Genomic DNA, 17,307 nt, shown 5'->3' on the forward strand with positions numbered 1-17,307 from the left:
CGGCGGCGGCGCACCCGCGCGTCAGCCCCGGCCGGCGGGCGTGGACAGGAAGTGGACGGCCGACGACGGCGCGAGCGTGCCCAGGCGGTTTTGTTCGACGAGCCAAAGGGCGTCGCACGCGTTGCACCCGCCGCGCGACGCGCGCCGAAACGCGGCGGCGAAACCGTCGCGGAAGGCGTTCGCCGCTCCCTCGCGCCCGATCGACAGGGAGCAGGCGAACACGTCGCCGATCTCGTCGACGTGCGCGAACAGATTGCCCGCGTAACAGGGCAGATGAGCCAGCGGATCCTCGCGCACGGGCTCGCGGAAACGCGCCCATCCGCGCAGGTGGTGAAGATCGGCCAGCGCGTTCGCGACCGGATCGCCGGCGCGGCGCGCGGCAATCAGGCGGCGCAGCGCGCGGCGGATGGCGCGGTCCTCGGCGTTCTCCTCGTCCTCGGGAAGCGGCGGGAGCGCCTCGCGGCCGTCGCCGTCATGCAGCACGTGAAATCCGGCGCGAAATCCGAAGCGCCGCGCGAGGCGAAGGATGTCATCGACGTCGTCCGCGGTCGCCCGCGTGAGCACGGTGCGCGTTTCGACGGCGACCCGCCCGGCGAGCGCCTTGATCGCCTCGATCGCGGCGTCCCACGCGCCCGCGCCGAAAAGCGCGTCGTGCGTTTCGATTGTGCCCTCGAGCGCGATGGCGACGGTGTCCGCCGCGGCCAACTCGTCCGCGCGCGCCGCCGCGCGAAGGCCGTTGGTCACGACGCGCACGTTCAGGCGCACGTCCTTCGCGGCGCGGATGAGTTCGCCGATATCGCCGCGCACGAGCGGCTCACCGCCGCGAAACGTCACGGCGACCGCGCCGGCCGCCGCGATCTCGCCGACGAGCCGGCGGGCGTTGTCGGGCGGCATCGATGGCCCGCCGCCGGCGCGCTCGAACCACGTCGCGCGCGGTTCGAGCGCGACGCTGACGTGCAACGGACGGCGCCGGCCAAGCACGCGGTACGCGAGCGTGCCGTAGCCGATGCGCAGGATTTGAAAGGCCGTGTTTCCCATGGAATATTCGAATGCGTGTTGCCGCCGGCCAGCATACATGATTGCGCCGGGGAGTGCATCGAGGGAGGAGGATCGAGGATTGAGGATTGAGGATTGAGGATTGAGGATCGAGGATTGAGGATCGAGGATTGTGGATTGAGTGGAATCGCAGATCGCGCGGAGGCACGGAGATCGAGGAATCGCAGCTCACGCGGAGGCGCGGAGGCACGGAGATCGAGGAATCGCAGCTCGCGCGGAGGCGCGGAGGCGCGGAAAGCGCGGAGCGTGGAGACGCAGAGAGCGTGGCGTCGTCATCCCGAGCGAAGCGAAGGATCCGGCTCGCCCCTGTTGCAGCGCGGCCGTCAACGCGGCTCTGTTCACCGTACACCGATTCGTGTTTATGATGGACAAACTTTCCCATCGTAACGAGGTTCGGGAGGCCTCACGCATGGATGGCGTCATTCTGGCGGCGGGTGCCGGAACGCGCTTGCGTCCGCTGACGAACGCGATCCCCAAGGCGCTCGTGTCCGTCGGACCGCATCCGCTTGCCGAGCACGTGTTGCGGGGCTTCGTGTCGGCGGGCGTGGACCGGGTGGTTTTCGTGACCGGTTATCTGGGCAAGAAGGTCGAATCGTTTTTCGGCGACGGTTCGCGCTGGGAGGTCTCGACGGCCTTTGTCCGCCAGGACGAGGCGCGCGGTACCGCGCACGCGGTCGGCCTGACGGCGACCGAAGTGATGACCAACCCGTTTTTCATCGCGTACGGCGACATCTACATTCATGATCCGTCCAATTACCGCGCGTTTCTGGAAATGCACCTTGCGGGCGACTTCGACATCTCGGTGATGTGCGACGAGATCGACGATCCGTTCGAGGGCGCGGCGGTGTACGTGACAGGCGATCGCGTGACGCGCATCGTCGAGAAGCCGCCGCGCGGCGCGAGCACGACGAATCTAAACAAACGCGGCATCGTGCTTGCCGATCACCGGCTGTTCGATCTGATCGACGACGTGACACCCGCGCCGAGCGGCGAGCTGTACCTGACCGACGCGATCGCGCTTGCCATCGAGCGCGGGATGAAGGTGGGCGCTTACGTTTGCCGGGGGTTCAGTTCGGACGTCGGCACGCCCGAGCGCCTGGCCGAGGCGCGCGCCGTGGAAGAGCAGCGCGAACCGGCGAACGACCGTTCGGCGTCGTAAGACGCATTAGAGCTGTCAGTTGTCAGCTGTCAGCTTTCAGCTATCAGGTTTCCAACAGCATCCGCGGCTTATCGCTGTTCGCTGTTCGCTGACCGCTGCCTAACAGCCGCAGCCGCCCGCGGAATCACCCGCGTCTTCGGGCGATTTCTCGTAATTGGAGTCGAGACCGTCGGGATCGCCGCCGTCGTCATCGTCAAGCGCCGCGTCGTCGTCCGCCGCGTCGTCGTTGCCGAGGGCCGAGTCGTCGTCAAAATCGTCATCGTCAAAATCGTCATCGTCATCCGAAGGCGCGTGCGTCGTGGTGGTCGTCGTACCCGGGAGCGTGGTCGTGGTGGTCGTGGTCGGCGCGGGCGAGTCGAGCGCGTCGCCCAGTCCCAGGTTCCAGGACGAGGAAATCTTGCCGAAATCGTCGGTGCCCCACATGCGCGTACAGAGCGCCTCGCCTCCCCAAAGCTGGCCGACCACCTGCTTGCTCGCGTTGAAAAGCGGCGAGCCGGAGGAGCCGCCTTCCGTGGAGCTTTCCGTGTACAGCACCGTCCAGAAGTCGCCGCCGACGCCGGTGACGTTGCCGAAGGTGATGCGCTTGTACGCCGCGTCGGGATGATGGACGACCGTGATTGGCGCGCCGGGTAACAGCGGCGCGGTCGAGACGCCGAGGTAGGTCGTTCCCGGCGGCGGGTTTTCGTCAAGCAGCAGCAGGGTGAAATCCGATTGCCCGTTTTTTGCCGCGATTTCCGATCCGGACGAGGTCGGAAGGGTTTCGTGATTCGGCGGCGCGCCGTTGCAGGCGGCGGTGTGGAAGTTCCAGAAGACGATCACCGAGTCGGCCTCCGCGACGGTCGACAGGCAGTGGTTCGCCGTGAGGAACCACGGGCGAAGGCTGCCGGCGGTGTCCGAGAGAAGGCTCCCCGTGCAGCTATACCCGCCCCAGGTCGACTCGATGTAGATCTCCGCGACGCCGGTGCGCGCGTCCTTCCAATCGTCGTAACACGTGACGTCGAGGTAGCAGCCGAGCTCGAGCCCCGCGCCCGGCCAAACGAGCCCGTGCGCGAGGCGGTCGATCGCAATAGCAGGCGCCGCGCCGGCGCCGTCGACGACGATCTCGATCGCGTCGCCGGACACGGCCGGACCCCAGAAATCGCTCGTGGCGGCGGTCGCGGTCGGCGCGAGCCGGCGCACCATCCCATCCGTGCCGCGTACGTGGACGTCGAAATTTCCGCCCGGCCATGCCGTGACATGAGGGCGAAGAAACGTCGCGCCCGGCGAGGCGATCGTCATGCGGCGGCGCGTGCGTCCATCGGGCAGCGTCTCGATTCGCCAGTCGCCTTCGCGGATCCGGGGTACGTCAACGTGCGCGGACACGACGCGCACCTTGCGCGCCGCCGCGTCGTCGCGCGCGGCGGCGATGGCCGCATCTCGCTGCGCGTCCCGCGCGACGATCGACACGGAAGGCATCGCGCCAAGGCCGAGGTCCGGCGTCGCGTCCGGCGGCCAATAATCATCCGCGGGCGAGACGCGCGCGGGGATCGAGATGGCCGGTGCGTTTGAATCGGCGTTCAAAAGCGCGCGTGCGGCTTCGAGAGCCGCGGGCGCCGCCACGGCGGCGGACGCGATGAGCATGATCGACGTCAACATCCGCAGCAAATGCCGCCTCCATCGTTTCCGCCGGTCGGCCCGAGGCCGTCGTCATCGGAGGCGCCGCCGGGGCCGCCGTCGAAGGTTGTCGATGTGGTCGTCGTGGGCAGCGACGCGCTGGTGAGAAACGAGCCGATGCCGTTTTCGTAGGCGCGGCCGAACTTGCCGAAGAAGTCCGGTTCGCCCATCGCGGTGCAGGAGGCCGTGCCGCCGGAAAGATATCCGACGATCTGACGATCTTCATTGAACAGCGGCGCGCCGGACGAGCCGCCCTCGGTTGAGCCTTCGACGTAACGCACGCCCCAATATTCGAACGTATCACCGATGATCTCGGCGAAGCTGATGCGTTTGTGCGTGCCGCCCGGATGGTGAATCGTCACCACGTCCTCGCCGTCCTTCAGATCCGATGTCGTCCATCCCAGGAACGAGGCGTCGTCGGGCGGATCGTCGTCGAGGATCAGCAGCGAATAATCCAGGTCGAAGTTGCCGGCCAGAAATCGCGATCCAAACGTTCGCGGCACGGAGTTCGGCGAGGGCGGCGTGCCGGTGCAGGAGCTTGTCTGGAAATCCCAGAACACGATGGTGGTGTCGGCCTCGGCTTCATTATTTACGCAGTGGTACGCGGACAGGAAAAACGGCCGTTCGGAGCCGAACTTGTCGTTGAGCAGCGAACCGCTGCAAAGCGCGGAGAAATCCGACTCCTCGAAGAGGATCATGGCGACTCCGCTTCCCGTGTCGAGCCACGCGTTTTCGCACGCCAGGTTGACATAACAGCTCCCTTCCTTTTCGGGTCCGGGCATCCAGAAGCGCTCGGTCCCGACGCTGGCGCGGTCGATGTCAAACAGCGACGGATCGTCCACGCCGCGCAGCTCGACGATCATCGTGTCGCCCGGGACAAGCGGCCCCCAAAATTCGGCGCCGCGCACGTCGCCGGCGCCGACCATTTGCTCGACGCCGTCCTCGCCGACAAACGTGACGCTCCACGTGGGAGACGTGGGCAGGGCGGCGAAATGCGCACGGAGGAACGCGGCGCCGCCCGCGTGCAGCGCGATTCGCCACGCGGGTTCGCCGTCGATATGCGAGGCGAGCCAGTCGGCGCGGGCAAGCGGCGCGAGCCCGGCGGGGTAGCCGACGATGCGCGGTTTTTTCGTGGAACGATCGTCAAATCGGGGCGCGTCGAAAGCGGCGCGCCGAAGATCGTCCGCGGGCGGCAACTCGATCGCGCGCGCAGGCGTCATATCCGCAAACACCGGACGCGCCAGCGCCAGAAGGCCGGCGGCCGCGATCAGAGCCGCGAACGCCGCGCGCCACGCGACGCCGCGCGAGTCAGCAGCCGCAGCCGTCGCCGTCATCGTCATCGTCGTCTCCGCTTGCCGCGTCGGCCGCGTCGTCGCCGGTGTCATCGTTGGTCGCGTCATCATCATCCGTCGCATCGTCGTCTCCGCTATCCGGGATCGTCGTCGTGGTTGTGGGCTCGGTGGTGGTGGTCGTCGACGCGGGCGGCTCGCCGTCGAGCCACGCGGACAGACCGAGTGCCCAGGACAGCGAGAGCTTCCCGAAACTGTCCGTCGCGTTCATACGGCTGCACGCCGCGCCGCCGCCGGAGAGCTGCCCGATAATCAGCATGTCGTCGTTGAAAAGCGCCGAACCCGACGAGCCGCCTTCGGTCGATCCGTCCGTGTAGATCGCGCGCCAGTGCGTGAAAAGGTTGCCCGCGAAGGCGCCGAACGTGACGCGTTTTTTCGTGCCGGCGGGGTGATGAATCACCGTGATCGGCTCGTCGGCGGCGGGCGGGTCGAGCGAGAAGCCGAGATACGACGCGGTATCCGGCGGATCGTCGAAAAGACGCAGCAGCGCGAAGTCCGAGAGAAACGATCCGTCCACGTAATCCGCCCCGAGTGTGGACGGCAGGGCGTCGATCAGCGGCGCGGCGCCGCCGCAGGACGCGGCCTCGTCGTGCCAGACGACCTCGAGCGATTCGGCGGTCGCCTGATCGCCGATGCAGTGATGCGCGGTGAGCAGCCAGGGGGTCATCGACGCGGGCACGTCCGCGAGAAGCGAACCCGTGCACAGATAGCTGAATCCGCCGTCCTCGAAAAACAGCAGGCCGACGCCCGCGGCATACGGCGCGATTTCGGCATGGCAGGCCACGTCGATGTGGCAGCCCTGCTCCTTGGGCCCGCCGAAGGGATCGGCAAAACCGTAGGCGACACGCGTCACGCGAGGCGGCGCGCCGCCGTCTTGAAGGATCAGCACGGCGATGTCGCCCGCGACCACAGGCGACCAGAACGGCGAGCTCCGGTGCGCACGATCGGTCAGATCGATCGGCACGCCCGCGCGTCCGACGAGAACGAGCCGCCCCGCGAAATCGGTCGCGTCGATGTGAAGGCGCGTGAAGCGGGCGCCTGGCGCGGACACGGCGAGCGCGCGCCGTGAGCCGGGCATCACCGTCCACGCGCCGTCCGCGAGCGCGGGCGCATCAACATGGCGGCCGGCAAGAAGGCGCCCGTCGGATTTCATCGCGGGGCCGGTCGATTGTACGTCGGGGGCGATGACCAGGGCGGGTTCGATCGCAAGCACGCCGGCGAGATCGCGTTCGGCAAGCGGCGCGGGAGCGTCGAAAGACGCGGCGGACGCGAGGATCGGCGCAACGGTCCGCGAATCGTTCGCCCACGCGGCGCCGGATAGGGCGGCCGCGAACGCAAAGACGAGAAAAGCGGCGCCGAACCGCCCGCGCGCGGCGAGGCGCGACGGTGGATGTTCGCGCGAAATGAGGCGGGCTCCCATTTTCATCGCTCCGAAAGCGCCCCCGCGATCGAAATACAAAAACGCGGCAAAACCACCGTTCCGCCGCGGCGAAAGACGTGTCATTCTATATTCATCCCGTCGAATGCGATATAGTCCGCGCCGGATGGAAACCTGCGAAATGACGGCATTTCTCGACATTCATTGCCATCTGCTGCCCGAGGTGGACGACGGCGCGAAGACCGTCGAGGAGTCGCTCGCGTGCCTGGCCGCGGCATCCCAGGCGGGGATCGCGGACGTGGTGCTTTCGCGGCACGAGATGGCGGGGGTGTATTCGTGCGATCGCGACGATGCGCGCCTGCGTCGCGAGGCGCTGCAACGAGAGGCCGACGCGGCGGGGATCGCCGTTCGCCTGCACGACGGGGCCGAGCATTATATGGACGACGTATTCCTGAATCGGCTGGCCACGGGCCCGGAGACGCTCGCCGGCGGCGCGGCGCTGCTCGTGGAGATGCCGATGATGCGCATTCCGCATTTCGCGCGGGATATCGCCTTTCGCCTGCGCGTGAAGGGGCTGTTGCCGATCCTCGCGCACGTCGAGCGCTATCGCGACGTGGCCGAGGATCCCAAAAGCGCGCGCGAGCTTGCGGACGCGGGATTTTTGTTGCAGGTGAATCTCGGAAGCCTCGCGGGCCTTTACGGCCGGCGCGTGGCCAAGGCGGCGCACTATATGATCGAACACGATCTGGCGGATTGCGTGGGCAGCGATGTGCACAACACGGGGATGATCGCGCCGTGTTACGAGGACGGGTTGCGCGAACTTCGCAAATATGGGGACGACGTGGCCGCCCGGCTGATGGGCGATAACCCGCGGCGCCTCGTTTTCGGCGCCGGCAAGAACGGCGCGGGCGGACCGGAGCGTTCATGACGAACGAGACGAAAAAAACGGTATCGGGCTACGCGATCGATCCGGAGAGCGTTCGTTTGTTGCCGCAGCTCTTCTGCTACTCGGCGTCGGTCGTCGTGCTCGGCGAGGTGGATCCGTACGGCGACGAGGCGGTGACGGTCGGCGTCGCGGAGCCGGACAACCTTTCGACGCTCGACACGATTTATCGCAAGTTCGCGCCCCGGCGCATCGTGCCGTTTCGCCTGACTCGCGACGAGGTGAACAAGGCGCTAAACATCGCGTACGGCATTTACACGCCGGACCCGGCGAACGATCCGAACCTGTCCGGCTTGCTCGACGCGCGGCAGCCGACGGACACGCCGGAGGACGAGCGCGTGCAGGCGGGGTCGGGCCGGCCGGCCGAGCCTCGGGGCAACGCGATCGAAGGGCTGGAGCCGGTCGGCGGAAGCGGCAGCGCGGTGGTGGAGATCGTCAATAACGTCCTGCTCGACGCGCTGAAGCGCGGCGCGACGGACGTGCACATCGAAAACGAGCGCAAGCGAGTGAAGGTGCGCTACAAGCTCGACGGGCTGTTGCACAAGGTCGATACGCAGCTCAACAAGGACAACATCGACGAGGTCATCAACCGCCTGAAGGTGATGGCGAACCTGGATATCTCCGAGCGCCGCTCGCCGCAGGACGGGCGCGTCCTGTTGCGCACGATCCGCGCCGGGCGCGACTACGACGTTCCGTATCGCATCTCCGTGTTGCCGGGGCCGTTCGGCGAGGAGATCGTGCTCCGCATCCTGGACAAGTCGATGGCGCCGATCAGCCTGGAGCTTCTGGGCTTCACGAGCCAGGATCTCAAGACGTACCGGCGGCTCATCCACAATCCGCAGGGGATGATCCTCGTCACCGGGCCGACGGGTTCGGGCAAGACGACGACGCTGTACGCGTCGCTCAAGGAAATCAACTCGCCGCACAACAAAATCCTCTCCGCGGAGGATCCGATCGAATACAATATCGAAGGCGTGTCGCAAAAGCAGATCACCGCGAAATTCGGATTCGCGGACATGGCGCGCGCGTTTTTGCGGCACGATCCGGACATCCTGCTCATCGGCGAGATCCGCGACGAGGACACGGCAGACGTGGCGTGCAAGGCGGCGCAGACGGGGCATCTCATCCTCTCCACGCTGCACACGAACGACTCGATCGGCGCGATTTCGCGGCTCGGCGTGCTGGGGCTCGATCACGAGCTGATCGGTTCGTCGCTGCTCGGCGTGCTGAGCCAGCGGCTCGTTCGCCGCATCTGCCCGCACTGTCGCGAGGAATACACGCCGGACGACGAGGTGATCGAGCAGTTTCTCGACGAGGCGCCGGCGCCGCCGTATGTCCGCGGGCGCGGCTGCGAATTTTGCAGCTATACGGGTTTCCGCGGGCGCATCGGCGTTTTCGAGCTGTTCATCGTGGATGACGAAATCCAGCGGATGATCTACGCCGAGGTGCCCCTTGACGAGGTACACGAGGCCGTGATGCGAGGCGGCATGGCGCCGCTCGTGTTCGACGGATTGCGCAAGGTGGAACAGCGCTTCACGACGCTCGACGAGCTGGTGCGCGTCTTGCCGATGCGCCAGATCGCGTCGCAGATCAAGCGCCACTCGCGTTACAAGAAAGGCCCGCGGCCCGTGGCCGTCTCCTGACGGCATGAGCGCGCGATCCCGACAACTCGCCGTCGTCATCCTCGCGGCCGGGCAGGGCACACGGATGAAAAGCGATCTCGCCAAGGTGCTGCACGAGGTCGCCGGCCGGCCGATGATCCTGCGCGTCGTCGAGCGGGCGCTCGCGCTTCGTCCGGCGCGCGTCGTTGTGGTCGTCGGCCACCAGGCCAAAGACGTCGAACAAACCGTGCGCCGCGGCTTTTCGGACAAGCGACTGGCGTTCGCAACGCAGCGGCAGCGCCTTGGCACCGGGCATGCGGTGCTGGCCGCGAAGCGCGCGCTTTCGGATTTTTCCGGCGACGTGCTGATCCTGTCCGGGGACGTGCCGCTCGTCACCGCCCCGACGCTTCGCGATTTTGTCGCCGGCCATCGCAAGTCGCGCGCGCATCTGACCGCGATGTCGTTTTTCCCGGACGATCCCCGGGGATACGGGCGCATCGTGCGCGGGCCGAAAGACGAACTTGTCGCCAACGTGGAAGAGCGGGACGCAACGCCCGGGCAAAAGAAAATCCGCGAGGCCAACGCGGGCATTTACGCCGTCGACGCGGGCGCGTTGTTTGACCTGTTGCGCCGCGTGGGGCGCGCCAACGACCAGGGTGAATATTACCTGACGGACATCATAGCGCTCGCGGTCGGTCGCGGGCTTGTTTGCCGCGCCGTGGCGACGCCCGCCGCGTGGCAGACATTGGGCGTCAACTCGCGCGCGGACCTCGCCGCCGCGTCGGCCAAGGTGCGCGCGGAGATTCTCGACGCGCACATGCGCGCGGGCGTCACGATCGTCGATCCAGCCGCGACGTACGTGGACGAGGACGTGACGATCGGCGTCAACACCGTGCTTCATCCGCAGGTGACTCTCAGCGAAGGCGCGCGCGTTGGAAGCGGGTGCGTCATCGGACAGGGATGCGTGGTGAACGGAGGGTCCGTCGGCGACGGTGCGCGGCTCGACCCCTACGTCGTGCTACACGACGTGCCGGTGCTCGCGGGCGGGCACGTCCCGTCGTTCACGGTCATCGACGGCAAGGCCGCGCGCGGCGCACGCAAGCGGCGCGGGGATATCGCATGACAACGCACTTTCTTTCGCTCGCGGATTTTACGCGCGAGGAGCTGACGCGCCTTCTTGACGACGCGGCGCGCATGAAGAAAACGCGGCGCGACGGCCAGGCACCACTCGCGGGACGCACGCTCGGCATGATCTTCGAGAAGGCGAGCACGCGCACGCGCGTCAGTTTCGAGGTCGGCATGTACGAGCTCGGCGGGCACGCGCTGTTTCTGGCGTCGGAGAACATCCAGCTCGGCCGCGGCGAGCCGATCCGCGACACGGCGCGCGTGCTTTCGCGCATGGTGGACGGCGTCATGATCCGCACGTTCGCGCAGGAGCGGCTGGCCGAATTCGCGGCGTACGCGAGCGTGCCGGTCATCAACGGCCTTTCGGATCTTCTGCACCCGTGCCAGGTGCTCGCCGACGTGTTCACGATGCGCGAGGCGTTCCGCGAAATCGGCGGGCACGCGGTGGCGTGGATCGGCGACGGCAACAACATGGCGAATTCGTGGATCAACGCGGCGAGCGTGCTCGGCTTTACGCTTCGCCTGGCGTGCCCGGAAGGCTACGAGCCGGATGCGCGCGTTCTCGCCGCCGCGAAAACGCGCGGCGCGGACGTGTCGATCGTGCGCGATCCGCGCGAGGCGGCCGCCGGCGCGCACGTTGTGACGACCGACGTGTGGGCGAGCATGGGGCAGGAGGACGAGGCGAAGGCGCGCGCGACGGCGTTCGCCGGATATTGCGTCGACGAGAATTTGATGGCGCTCGCGGACCCCGGCGCGATCTTTCTGCATTGCCTGCCCGCGCACCGCGGCGAGGAGGTGAGCGAGGCCGTTTTCGAAGGGCCGCGATCGCGCGTGTGGGACGAGGCGGAAAATCGCCTGCACGTACAGAAGGCGGTGCTGGCGGCGCTGATGGCGGGGGAGTGACGCGTCGGTCGGCGAAGCCACCCGCTCCCTGACGGTCGCGGCTCTGTGCCGGCTCACGATGCGAATCGGGCGAACGCTCCCCGACAGTCGCGGCTCCGTTCGCTGCGGCATTCCCGCCTGATCGAAAAAGCCAATCCGAGACGAGCGCTATTCCAGCATGTATTCGATGCGGTAGGCGTGTTTTTCCGGACCCGAGCGGCGGACGGGGATGATGCGGACGGGGACGGTGATCATCTCGGTGCGCGTCAGGCGCGCGTTGTCGGCGCGGGCCCGATAGAAAATCCGCATGCCGAACTTCAGTTCGTATTCACCTTTTTTCGCCTCGTTCGTGACCAGGAAGGGGACTTCGAGCGGAAACGTCTCGAATCGCTCGATGGCATACACATTCTTCTCGAATTCGAACGGCACGCCGGAAGGCGGATAGACCTCGACCGGCCGCTCCGGGTCAAACTCCAGGTGCCGCGCGGGCACGACGTTCAGCTCCACGACGACGTAATCGCCGATGGCGGCTCGCGGCGGCGGCGCCGCCCCGAGCTCCTCGAGAAATTCGGGTTCCGGCGCGGACTCCGGCGCGGCCGTGTCCTTTTTGCAGGCGCTCGCCGCGAACATCGCAAGCGCCGCGACCGAAAACAGGATAGCCAGGCGTCGGATCATGCGAAGACCTTTCGGCAGAAGTCCAGGAACTGCCCCATGATGAGCCCCGTCGCGCCCCAGATCACGTGCGAGCGCCAGTAGAAAAAGTACATCGTGATCGGCACGCCGTTGAATTCGGAGTCCTCCGTGCGGCAGATCGACGGATCGAGAAGGTCGACGATGGGGATTTCGAGAATGTTCGCCGTCTCGCGCTCGTTCGGCACGAGCGTCACCGGCTCGTCGATCCAGCCGACAAACGGGATCACGCGATAGTCGGAGATCGTGTAGATGTCGTCGAGGCGCCCGACGATGCGCACGGCCGACGGCGCAAGGCCGATCTCCTCGTGCGCCTCGCGCAGCGCCGCTTCCTCGTCGGTTTCGCCTTCGTCGCGCCGGCCGCCGGGAAAGCTGATCTGATGCTTGTGATGCTCCACCTCACCGGTCCGCACCGTCACCACGACGCGCGGCGCGCCGCCGTGCGCGAGGATCGGAATCAGTACGGACGCCGGCTTGAACTCGCACAGGTCGAGCTCGCGCCTGGCGTGCGTTTCGAGGAGGGTCTTCAGGTCTTCTTCGCGGATCATGGCGTTTCCGAATATAGACGCGGCCGCGCGCGCGGCGATCGGCGATCGATTCTAACCGAATCGCCGGCCGGCGCGAAACGCGCGCCAATCCGGCAACGCGCCATTGCGCTTTCCGCTTGCCGTTACGCGCGCAAGATCATCCATATCTCGTGCCCCCGGCCGCGCCGATCGACAATCCACCCGTACATCCGCATGACCGGATAAAGCGCCAGCCCCAAAAACCACGGGCCGTGCTTGTAGATCGCGCCGTAAATCGGGCGAAGCCGGTCCTTGACGCGCGATTTCCACGACGGTCGCGGGCGGCTCGCGGGCGCTTGCGCCGTCGCGGGCCGCGCGGCGCTTGGCGCCGCGGACGCCGGGTGCTTCAACCATGTCAGGATCCCGCCGCGCAGCGCGTAGAAGATCGCCCACGGGTATTCCTTCGTGCGTGTCGCGACGACGGAAAACCCGGCGCGCCGCGCGACATCCGCCATCGACGCGGGATCGAAAAACAGCAGGTGATCCTCCTGCTGAAAATTCGGGTGCCATACGCCGAGCACGCTTGTGATCGGGCTTAGGCGATTCGGGCTGACGATGAAAACGACGCCGCCCTCGCCAAGGCGCGCACGCAGCTTTTCCAGGAATTCGACCGGCCGCTCCACGTGCTCGAACAGATGGAACATCGCGATCGCGTCAAACGCTTCGCCCGGGCGAACCGCCGTGTCGAGCTGCCCGTGGCGAACGTCGAGCCCCTTGGCCGCGGCAAAAGCGGCGTAGGCCGCGGAGGCGTCGATGCCGTGCACGGAAAATCCCGCGTCGCGCGCCTTTTCCAGAAACTCGCCCGTGGCGCAGCCGATCTCGAGAAGCTCCCCGCCCGGACGATGCGCCTTGAGGAAATCGACGCGGTCGCGCGCCACCTTCACCGACTTGCGCACGGCGGCCATGCCGCGCGCGTCGTGATAGAGGCCCTCCTGCACGTCCTCGTATCGCGCGGGATCGTGCGGCTTGTACCACAGGCCGCACGACGCGCAGGCGCGGATCGTTGCGCCGCCGCGCGTCGTTTCGGTCGCGGGCGCCGCGTCGCCGCAGACCGGGCACGTCCGATCGATGCCGGTCGGGACCGGAGGGAAAAATGCGCTCGTCATGATGCCTGGCCGGAAGGCGCGGCGGTCAGAACGCGGTGCCGAGCATCAGGCCGCCGGCGATCTCGCTGCCGCGATTGATGCCGTCGTCCGCGCGGGACACGCCGTGATAGCGGAAATCCACGTCGGCGAGAAAACGCTCGTTGGCGCCCAGAAACGAGAGGCCGAACCCAAAGCCCGGCATGCCGTCGAACGCCTCTTCCTCGTCCGCCGTGTACGAAAGGCCCGCGCGCAGCGCGAACTCGTGCACGAGGAAATACTCCGCGGCCAGCGTGCCGCGATGCCGCTCGGTCAGAAGCTCGATATCGTCGCGCTCCATCGGGCGGCGCCAATAATATTCCGCCAGGAACTGAAGGCCGTTCGGCAGATTGTACGCGAGCCCCGCGACAAGCCGGGGCGCCAGCACGGAATACACATCCACATCGACATCGCGCCGGTCGACGAAATCCTCGGCCGGCCGCACGATGCGGTATTCCTGGTCGGTCGTCAGCGTGGTGCGCCCGTTGCCGCCGTGCTCGTACGCGACGCCGAGCTGCAAGGCCTTGAACGGCCGTAGCAAGAAGCCCACCTCCGGCGACGCGGCCGTGGCGAAAGCGCCGCCTTCCCAATTCGCGCGGTCCGTCTCCCACGTCCGCGGAATCGCGTAGTCGTTGAAGCTGAACGAATGGATGATGTCCGCGTATTGCCACAGAGCCCCGCGCCCGGCGACACCAAGCGCCACCCAGTCGTTGAACCCGTACGTCAGGCCCGCGCGCACATTCGTCGCCTGCGTGCGCATTTTCACGGTGTTGGAGAGCTTGCGCGACCGGCTGCCGAACGCCGCGTCGCTGCGCACGCGCGAGTCGCCGTCCGTGACGCGATGAGCGATCGATCCGAGCGCCACGAAATTGCCGCCGAAACCGGCGGCGCTTTTGCCCGCCAACGGAACGATGGCGGTCACGCCCGGCGTGTAGTGCAGGCGCACGTGCCGTCGGTCGATCGCGTCGGATTCGGTCTGCTCGCGCTGGCTGTCTTCCTGCAGCACGACGTCGAACAGAAGCTGCGTGTGCGAAACCTGAACCACGTTCGCGATGTTGTGCAGCGTCGGCGCGCCGAACGCGGAGAACGCCGCGGCGCCCGCGCCGTCAAGCGCGCGCGATCGCGAGATCGACGGATCGGGAAAGATGTTCGCCTGCGCCTGTTCGCACACGCACGCCTCGCCGAAGATCGTCTCGTCGGAGATCTCCTGCAACGGCGCGTCTTGCGCCGGCGCGGGCATCGCCGCGAAAACGGCGGCAAGAAACAGGCCGGCGGAGAGCCATACACGGGCCGCGCGCACGCCAAGCGCATGCGCGCGGAACGCACCATCACGCGCGCCACGACGGGAATCGAGCATGCCAGCGCCTTCGCCTTTTTTCCGGCTCAAGTCAAGCAGGCGTGCTCGATGGCGGGCGCTTTTCGACGTTCGCTCCTCGCCGGCGTTCGTTCGAAACGGCGCCTTTGACCGGGCGGGCGTTGTTGCTACGATCGCGCCGCATGAGACGCGTTCTGCTTGCCGCCGCGGCCGTCATTGGCGCGCTGTTCCTTTTCGAGATCGCGATCCGTTTCGCGTGGCCGCGGGTGACGGAACGGGGCCCGTATCTGCGCTTTTCCAATCCGCATCGCGACCAGACGGGTTTTGAGCGCGATCCGTATCTTTTCTGGAAGCTCCGGCCCGACAACGCGGCGTGGCAGGTCAATGAGGCGGGTTTTCGCGGGCCGATCGCGCCGATCGAGCGGCGGGACGACGAATTCCGGGTGATTTGCCTTGGCGATTCGTGCACCTTTGGCCTTGGCGAGGGCGGGGTGCCGTACGAGAACACCTACGCGGCCGTTCTCGAAAGCCTGCTCGCCGCGGATCTCGATGCGCTCGGCGATCCGCCGGGCAAACCCGATCGCTACGCAACGGCGCGCGTGCTGAATTTCGGCGTGCCCGGGTACACAAGCCTGCAAGGGCTTCGGTATTTTCAGACGTACGCGGGGCGGTTCGCGCCAAGCGTCGTCGTCGCCTACTTCGGCATCAACGACGGGTTCGAAGCGATCGGCTTTTCCGACGAGGCTCAGCCCCGGCCCGACACGCTTGCCGCGAAACGCGCGTCGAGCGGCCTTTCGCGGCTTGCGATCTACTCGGCCATGCGCACGGTGCTCGTCGACGCGCGGCGTTTGCTGGCCGCGCGATCGGGTCCGCCGCTCGAACGCGTTTCGATCGAGGCGTATCACGAGAATCTCGACAAGATCGCCTCCTACGCGCGCTCGATGAACGCGCGCGCGTTGTTCATCGCGCCGCCCTATCTGGAAGAGGACGGAACCCTGAAACAGGAGACGCACCGCATCCACGCGCCGGCGGTCGATGTGATGCCGCCCCTTCGAGCCGCGCGGGAAGCCGGCGCGGCGGTGATCTTTCCGTCGCCGGACAACGTGCACCCGACCCCCGCGGGCCACGCGGCGATCGCGCAAGCGCTGCGGGAGGCGATCGTCGGGGAATAAAGACTGGTCGAGGATTGGGCGGTGACATAGGTCCTGTGGGTCCTATAGGACCTATACATTCCTGGATCGGGATCGGGAGCGGGATGAAAAAAAGGGCCGGCGGTTGGCCGGCCCGTTCGACTTCCGCGTTCGATTTGGATTTTACGGCGTCGGAGCGCCGACGACCTGCACCATCTTGACGTAGGGCCAGAAGATCGAAATGGCGATGAAACCGGCGATGACGCCGAGGCCGAGGATGAGGAAGGGCTCGATGAGCTCGCCCATCATCGCGGTTTCGTGGTCGACGTCCTTCTGGTAGATCGCGGTGATCTGGTCGAGGACAAGCGGCAGCGTCCCCGCCTCCTCGCCGACGGCGACCATGTCCTTCACGAGCGGCGGAACGACGTCGATGGGCTGGAACGACTCGTTGAGCGTGCGTCCCTTTTCGATGCTGTCCTTCACGAACGCGAAGGCGTCCTTGAACAGCACGTTCGGCATGGTGTCGCGCACAAGATCGAGCGCGCGCGGCATGGGGAGGCCGGCCTTGAGCAGGATCGCGAGCATCGCCGAGAACTGCACGGTGTAGATGTTCGTCAGCACGCGGCCGAACACCGGGAGTTTCAGCTTCATGCGGTCGACGAAGTTCTTGATGCCGCCGACCTGGTCCGAACGCCGGTAGATCCAGATGCCGAATGCCACAAGCACGAAGAAGACGAGGCCGACGTTGGTCGCGGCTTCCGAGAAGTTGATGATGAGGCGCGTCGGCCAGGGCAGCTCGACCTGCGCGCGCGAGTACTGCACCGCGAACTGCGGGATGATCGTCGTGAGGACGAGGAGCATGACGCCAAGCGCGATGATGAGGATGATCATCGGATAGGTGACCGCGCGCTGCACCATGCGCGCCATGTCTTCCTCGCGGTCGCGGTACGTGGCGAGGTAGTCCATGACCTTGACGAGCGATCCGCTCTCCTCGCCCGTGCGGATGATGTTCACCGTCATCGGGTTGAACAGCTCGGGGTGACGCGCGAGCGCCGACCAGAACTGGCTGCCGCGTTCCACGTCGTCGAGCACGCGGGCGATCGCGCCGCGCAGTTTCTGGTCACGGGTGCGTTCGGTGAGCACCTCCAGGCCGCGCGAAAGGGGGATGCCCGAGCTGAGCATCGTCGAAAGCTGGCGCAGGAAGGTGTTGACCTCGCGGGGCGGCGTGCGGCGTCCGGTGAACTTGAACTGGACCGGCACCTCCCAGCTCGCGGACCCGGTCGCACCGCCGTTGCCGCCGGCCGCCGGGGCCGGACGCGAGGCGTACGCCGGCGGCAAC

15 protein-coding genes are annotated in these 17,307 nt (G+C 66.8%); 6 read left to right on the forward strand and 9 right to left on the reverse strand.

Annotated elements, in window-relative coordinates:
- Window positions 1-21 precede the first annotated feature (21 nt).
- Complete coding sequence (locus K8I61_10275; GenBank protein MBZ0272413.1) at window positions 22-1,038, reverse strand: radical SAM protein; 1,017 nt, start codon at window positions 1,036-1,038, stop codon at window positions 22-24.
- Between the two features lie 427 nt (window positions 1,039-1,465).
- Here K8I61_10275 and K8I61_10280 point away from each other — a divergent pair, with 427 nt between their 5' ends.
- Entirely contained in the window at window positions 1,466-2,215 is a 750-nt protein-coding gene (locus K8I61_10280) for a nucleotidyltransferase family protein (protein ID MBZ0272414.1), read from the forward strand.
- Window positions 2,216-2,314: 99 nt separating this feature from the next.
- Here K8I61_10280 and K8I61_10285 read toward each other — a convergent pair whose 3' ends face one another.
- The 3 genes from K8I61_10285 to K8I61_10295 are packed head-to-tail and all read right to left on the reverse strand — an operon-like array spanning window position 2,315 to window position 6,637.
- A complete protein-coding gene (locus tag K8I61_10285; protein ID MBZ0272415.1) occupies window positions 2,315-3,859 on the reverse strand; it encodes a serine protease in 1,545 nt (514 codons plus the stop codon).
- On the reverse strand, window positions 3,844-5,208 hold the full coding sequence (locus tag K8I61_10290) for a serine protease (protein MBZ0272416.1): 1,365 nt from the start codon (window positions 5,206-5,208) through the stop codon (window positions 3,844-3,846). Before K8I61_10290 ends, K8I61_10285 begins: the two co-directional genes overlap by 16 nt.
- Window positions 5,177-6,637: a trypsin-like peptidase domain-containing protein gene (locus K8I61_10295; protein MBZ0272417.1), complete on the reverse strand. Its 1,461-nt coding sequence runs from the start codon at window positions 6,635-6,637 to the stop codon at window positions 5,177-5,179. The genes K8I61_10290 and K8I61_10295 overlap by 32 nt, the downstream gene beginning before the upstream one ends.
- Before the next feature lie 139 nt (window positions 6,638-6,776).
- Here K8I61_10295 and K8I61_10300 point away from each other — a divergent pair, with 139 nt between their 5' ends.
- The 4 genes from K8I61_10300 to argF are packed head-to-tail and all read left to right on the forward strand — an operon-like array spanning window position 6,777 to window position 11,167.
- On the forward strand, window positions 6,777-7,523 hold the full coding sequence (locus K8I61_10300; protein ID MBZ0272418.1) for a hypothetical protein: 747 nt from the start codon (window positions 6,777-6,779) through the stop codon (window positions 7,521-7,523).
- Window positions 7,520-9,181 carry a GspE/PulE family protein gene (locus tag K8I61_10305; GenBank protein ID MBZ0272419.1) on the forward strand — a complete coding sequence of 554 codons (1,662 nt, stop codon included), beginning with the start codon at window positions 7,520-7,522 and terminating at the stop codon, window positions 9,179-9,181. The genes K8I61_10300 and K8I61_10305 overlap by 4 nt, the downstream gene beginning before the upstream one ends.
- A gap of 4 nt (window positions 9,182-9,185) precedes the next feature.
- A complete protein-coding gene (locus K8I61_10310) occupies window positions 9,186-10,262 on the forward strand; it encodes an NTP transferase domain-containing protein (protein ID MBZ0272420.1) in 1,077 nt (358 codons plus the stop codon).
- Window positions 10,259-11,167: an ornithine carbamoyltransferase gene (argF, locus tag K8I61_10315; GenBank protein MBZ0272421.1), complete on the forward strand. Its 909-nt coding sequence runs from the start codon at window positions 10,259-10,261 to the stop codon at window positions 11,165-11,167. The genes K8I61_10310 and argF overlap by 4 nt, the downstream gene beginning before the upstream one ends.
- 147 nt (window positions 11,168-11,314) lie before the next feature.
- On the opposite strand, the gene K8I61_10320 is transcribed toward argF, so the two are convergent.
- From K8I61_10320 to K8I61_10335, 4 genes are all read right to left on the reverse strand, one after another.
- A complete protein-coding gene (locus tag K8I61_10320) occupies window positions 11,315-11,821 on the reverse strand; it encodes a hypothetical protein (protein ID MBZ0272422.1) in 507 nt (168 codons plus the stop codon).
- A complete protein-coding gene (locus K8I61_10325) occupies window positions 11,818-12,384 on the reverse strand; it encodes a CoA pyrophosphatase (GenBank protein ID MBZ0272423.1) in 567 nt (188 codons plus the stop codon). The genes K8I61_10320 and K8I61_10325 overlap by 4 nt, the downstream gene beginning before the upstream one ends.
- A 122-nt stretch (window positions 12,385-12,506) precedes the next feature.
- A complete protein-coding gene (locus K8I61_10330) occupies window positions 12,507-13,508 on the reverse strand; it encodes a methyltransferase domain-containing protein (protein ID MBZ0272424.1) in 1,002 nt (333 codons plus the stop codon).
- 25 nt (window positions 13,509-13,533) lie between these two features.
- Entirely contained in the window at window positions 13,534-14,880 is a 1,347-nt protein-coding gene (locus K8I61_10335; protein ID MBZ0272425.1) for a DUF3187 family protein, read from the reverse strand.
- 140 nt (window positions 14,881-15,020) lie between these two features.
- On the opposite strand from K8I61_10335, the gene K8I61_10340 reads away from it, so the two are divergent.
- Window positions 15,021-16,010 carry an SGNH/GDSL hydrolase family protein gene (locus K8I61_10340; GenBank protein MBZ0272426.1) on the forward strand — a complete coding sequence of 330 codons (990 nt, stop codon included), beginning with the start codon at window positions 15,021-15,023 and terminating at the stop codon, window positions 16,008-16,010.
- A 141-nt stretch (window positions 16,011-16,151) separates the two neighbouring features.
- On the opposite strand, the gene K8I61_10345 is transcribed toward K8I61_10340, so the two are convergent.
- The coding region (locus tag K8I61_10345; GenBank protein ID MBZ0272427.1) for a type II secretion system F family protein at window positions 16,152-17,307 on the reverse strand (1,156 nt) is incomplete at its 5' end.

The sequence above is a fragment of the bacterium genome, assembly GCA_019912885.1.
In the GTDB taxonomy this organism is placed as follows: Bacteria; Lernaellota; Lernaellaia; order JACKCT01; family JACKCT01; genus JAIOHV01.

Excerpts from the sequence above, each read along its gene's own strand:
- K8I61_10275 (MBZ0272413.1), bottom strand. The coding sequence starts at position 1,038 with ATGGGAAACACGGCCTTTCAAATCCTGCGCATCGGCTACGGCACGCTC.
- K8I61_10280 (MBZ0272414.1), top strand. The coding sequence starts at position 1,466 with ATGGATGGCGTCATTCTGGCGGCGGGTGCCGGAACGCGCTTGCGTCCG.
- K8I61_10305 (MBZ0272419.1), top strand. The coding sequence starts at position 7,520 with ATGACGAACGAGACGAAAAAAACGGTATCGGGCTACGCGATCGATCCG.
- argF (MBZ0272421.1), top strand. The coding sequence starts at position 10,259 with ATGACAACGCACTTTCTTTCGCTCGCGGATTTTACGCGCGAGGAGCTG.
- K8I61_10295 (MBZ0272417.1), bottom strand. The coding sequence starts at position 6,637 with ATGGGAGCCCGCCTCATTTCGCGCGAACATCCACCGTCGCGCCTCGCC.
- K8I61_10300 (MBZ0272418.1), top strand. The coding sequence starts at position 6,777 with ATGACGGCATTTCTCGACATTCATTGCCATCTGCTGCCCGAGGTGGAC.
- K8I61_10320 (MBZ0272422.1), bottom strand. The coding sequence starts at position 11,821 with ATGATCCGACGCCTGGCTATCCTGTTTTCGGTCGCGGCGCTTGCGATG.
- K8I61_10335 (MBZ0272425.1), bottom strand. The coding sequence starts at position 14,880 with ATGCTCGATTCCCGTCGTGGCGCGCGTGATGGTGCGTTCCGCGCGCAT.
- K8I61_10330 (MBZ0272424.1), bottom strand. The coding sequence starts at position 13,508 with ATGACGAGCGCATTTTTCCCTCCGGTCCCGACCGGCATCGATCGGACG.
- K8I61_10325 (MBZ0272423.1), bottom strand. The coding sequence starts at position 12,384 with ATGATCCGCGAAGAAGACCTGAAGACCCTCCTCGAAACGCACGCCAGG.
- K8I61_10340 (MBZ0272426.1), top strand. The coding sequence starts at position 15,021 with ATGAGACGCGTTCTGCTTGCCGCCGCGGCCGTCATTGGCGCGCTGTTC.
- K8I61_10310 (MBZ0272420.1), top strand. The coding sequence starts at position 9,186 with ATGAGCGCGCGATCCCGACAACTCGCCGTCGTCATCCTCGCGGCCGGG.
- K8I61_10290 (MBZ0272416.1), bottom strand. The coding sequence starts at position 5,208 with ATGACGATGACGGCGACGGCTGCGGCTGCTGACTCGCGCGGCGTCGCG.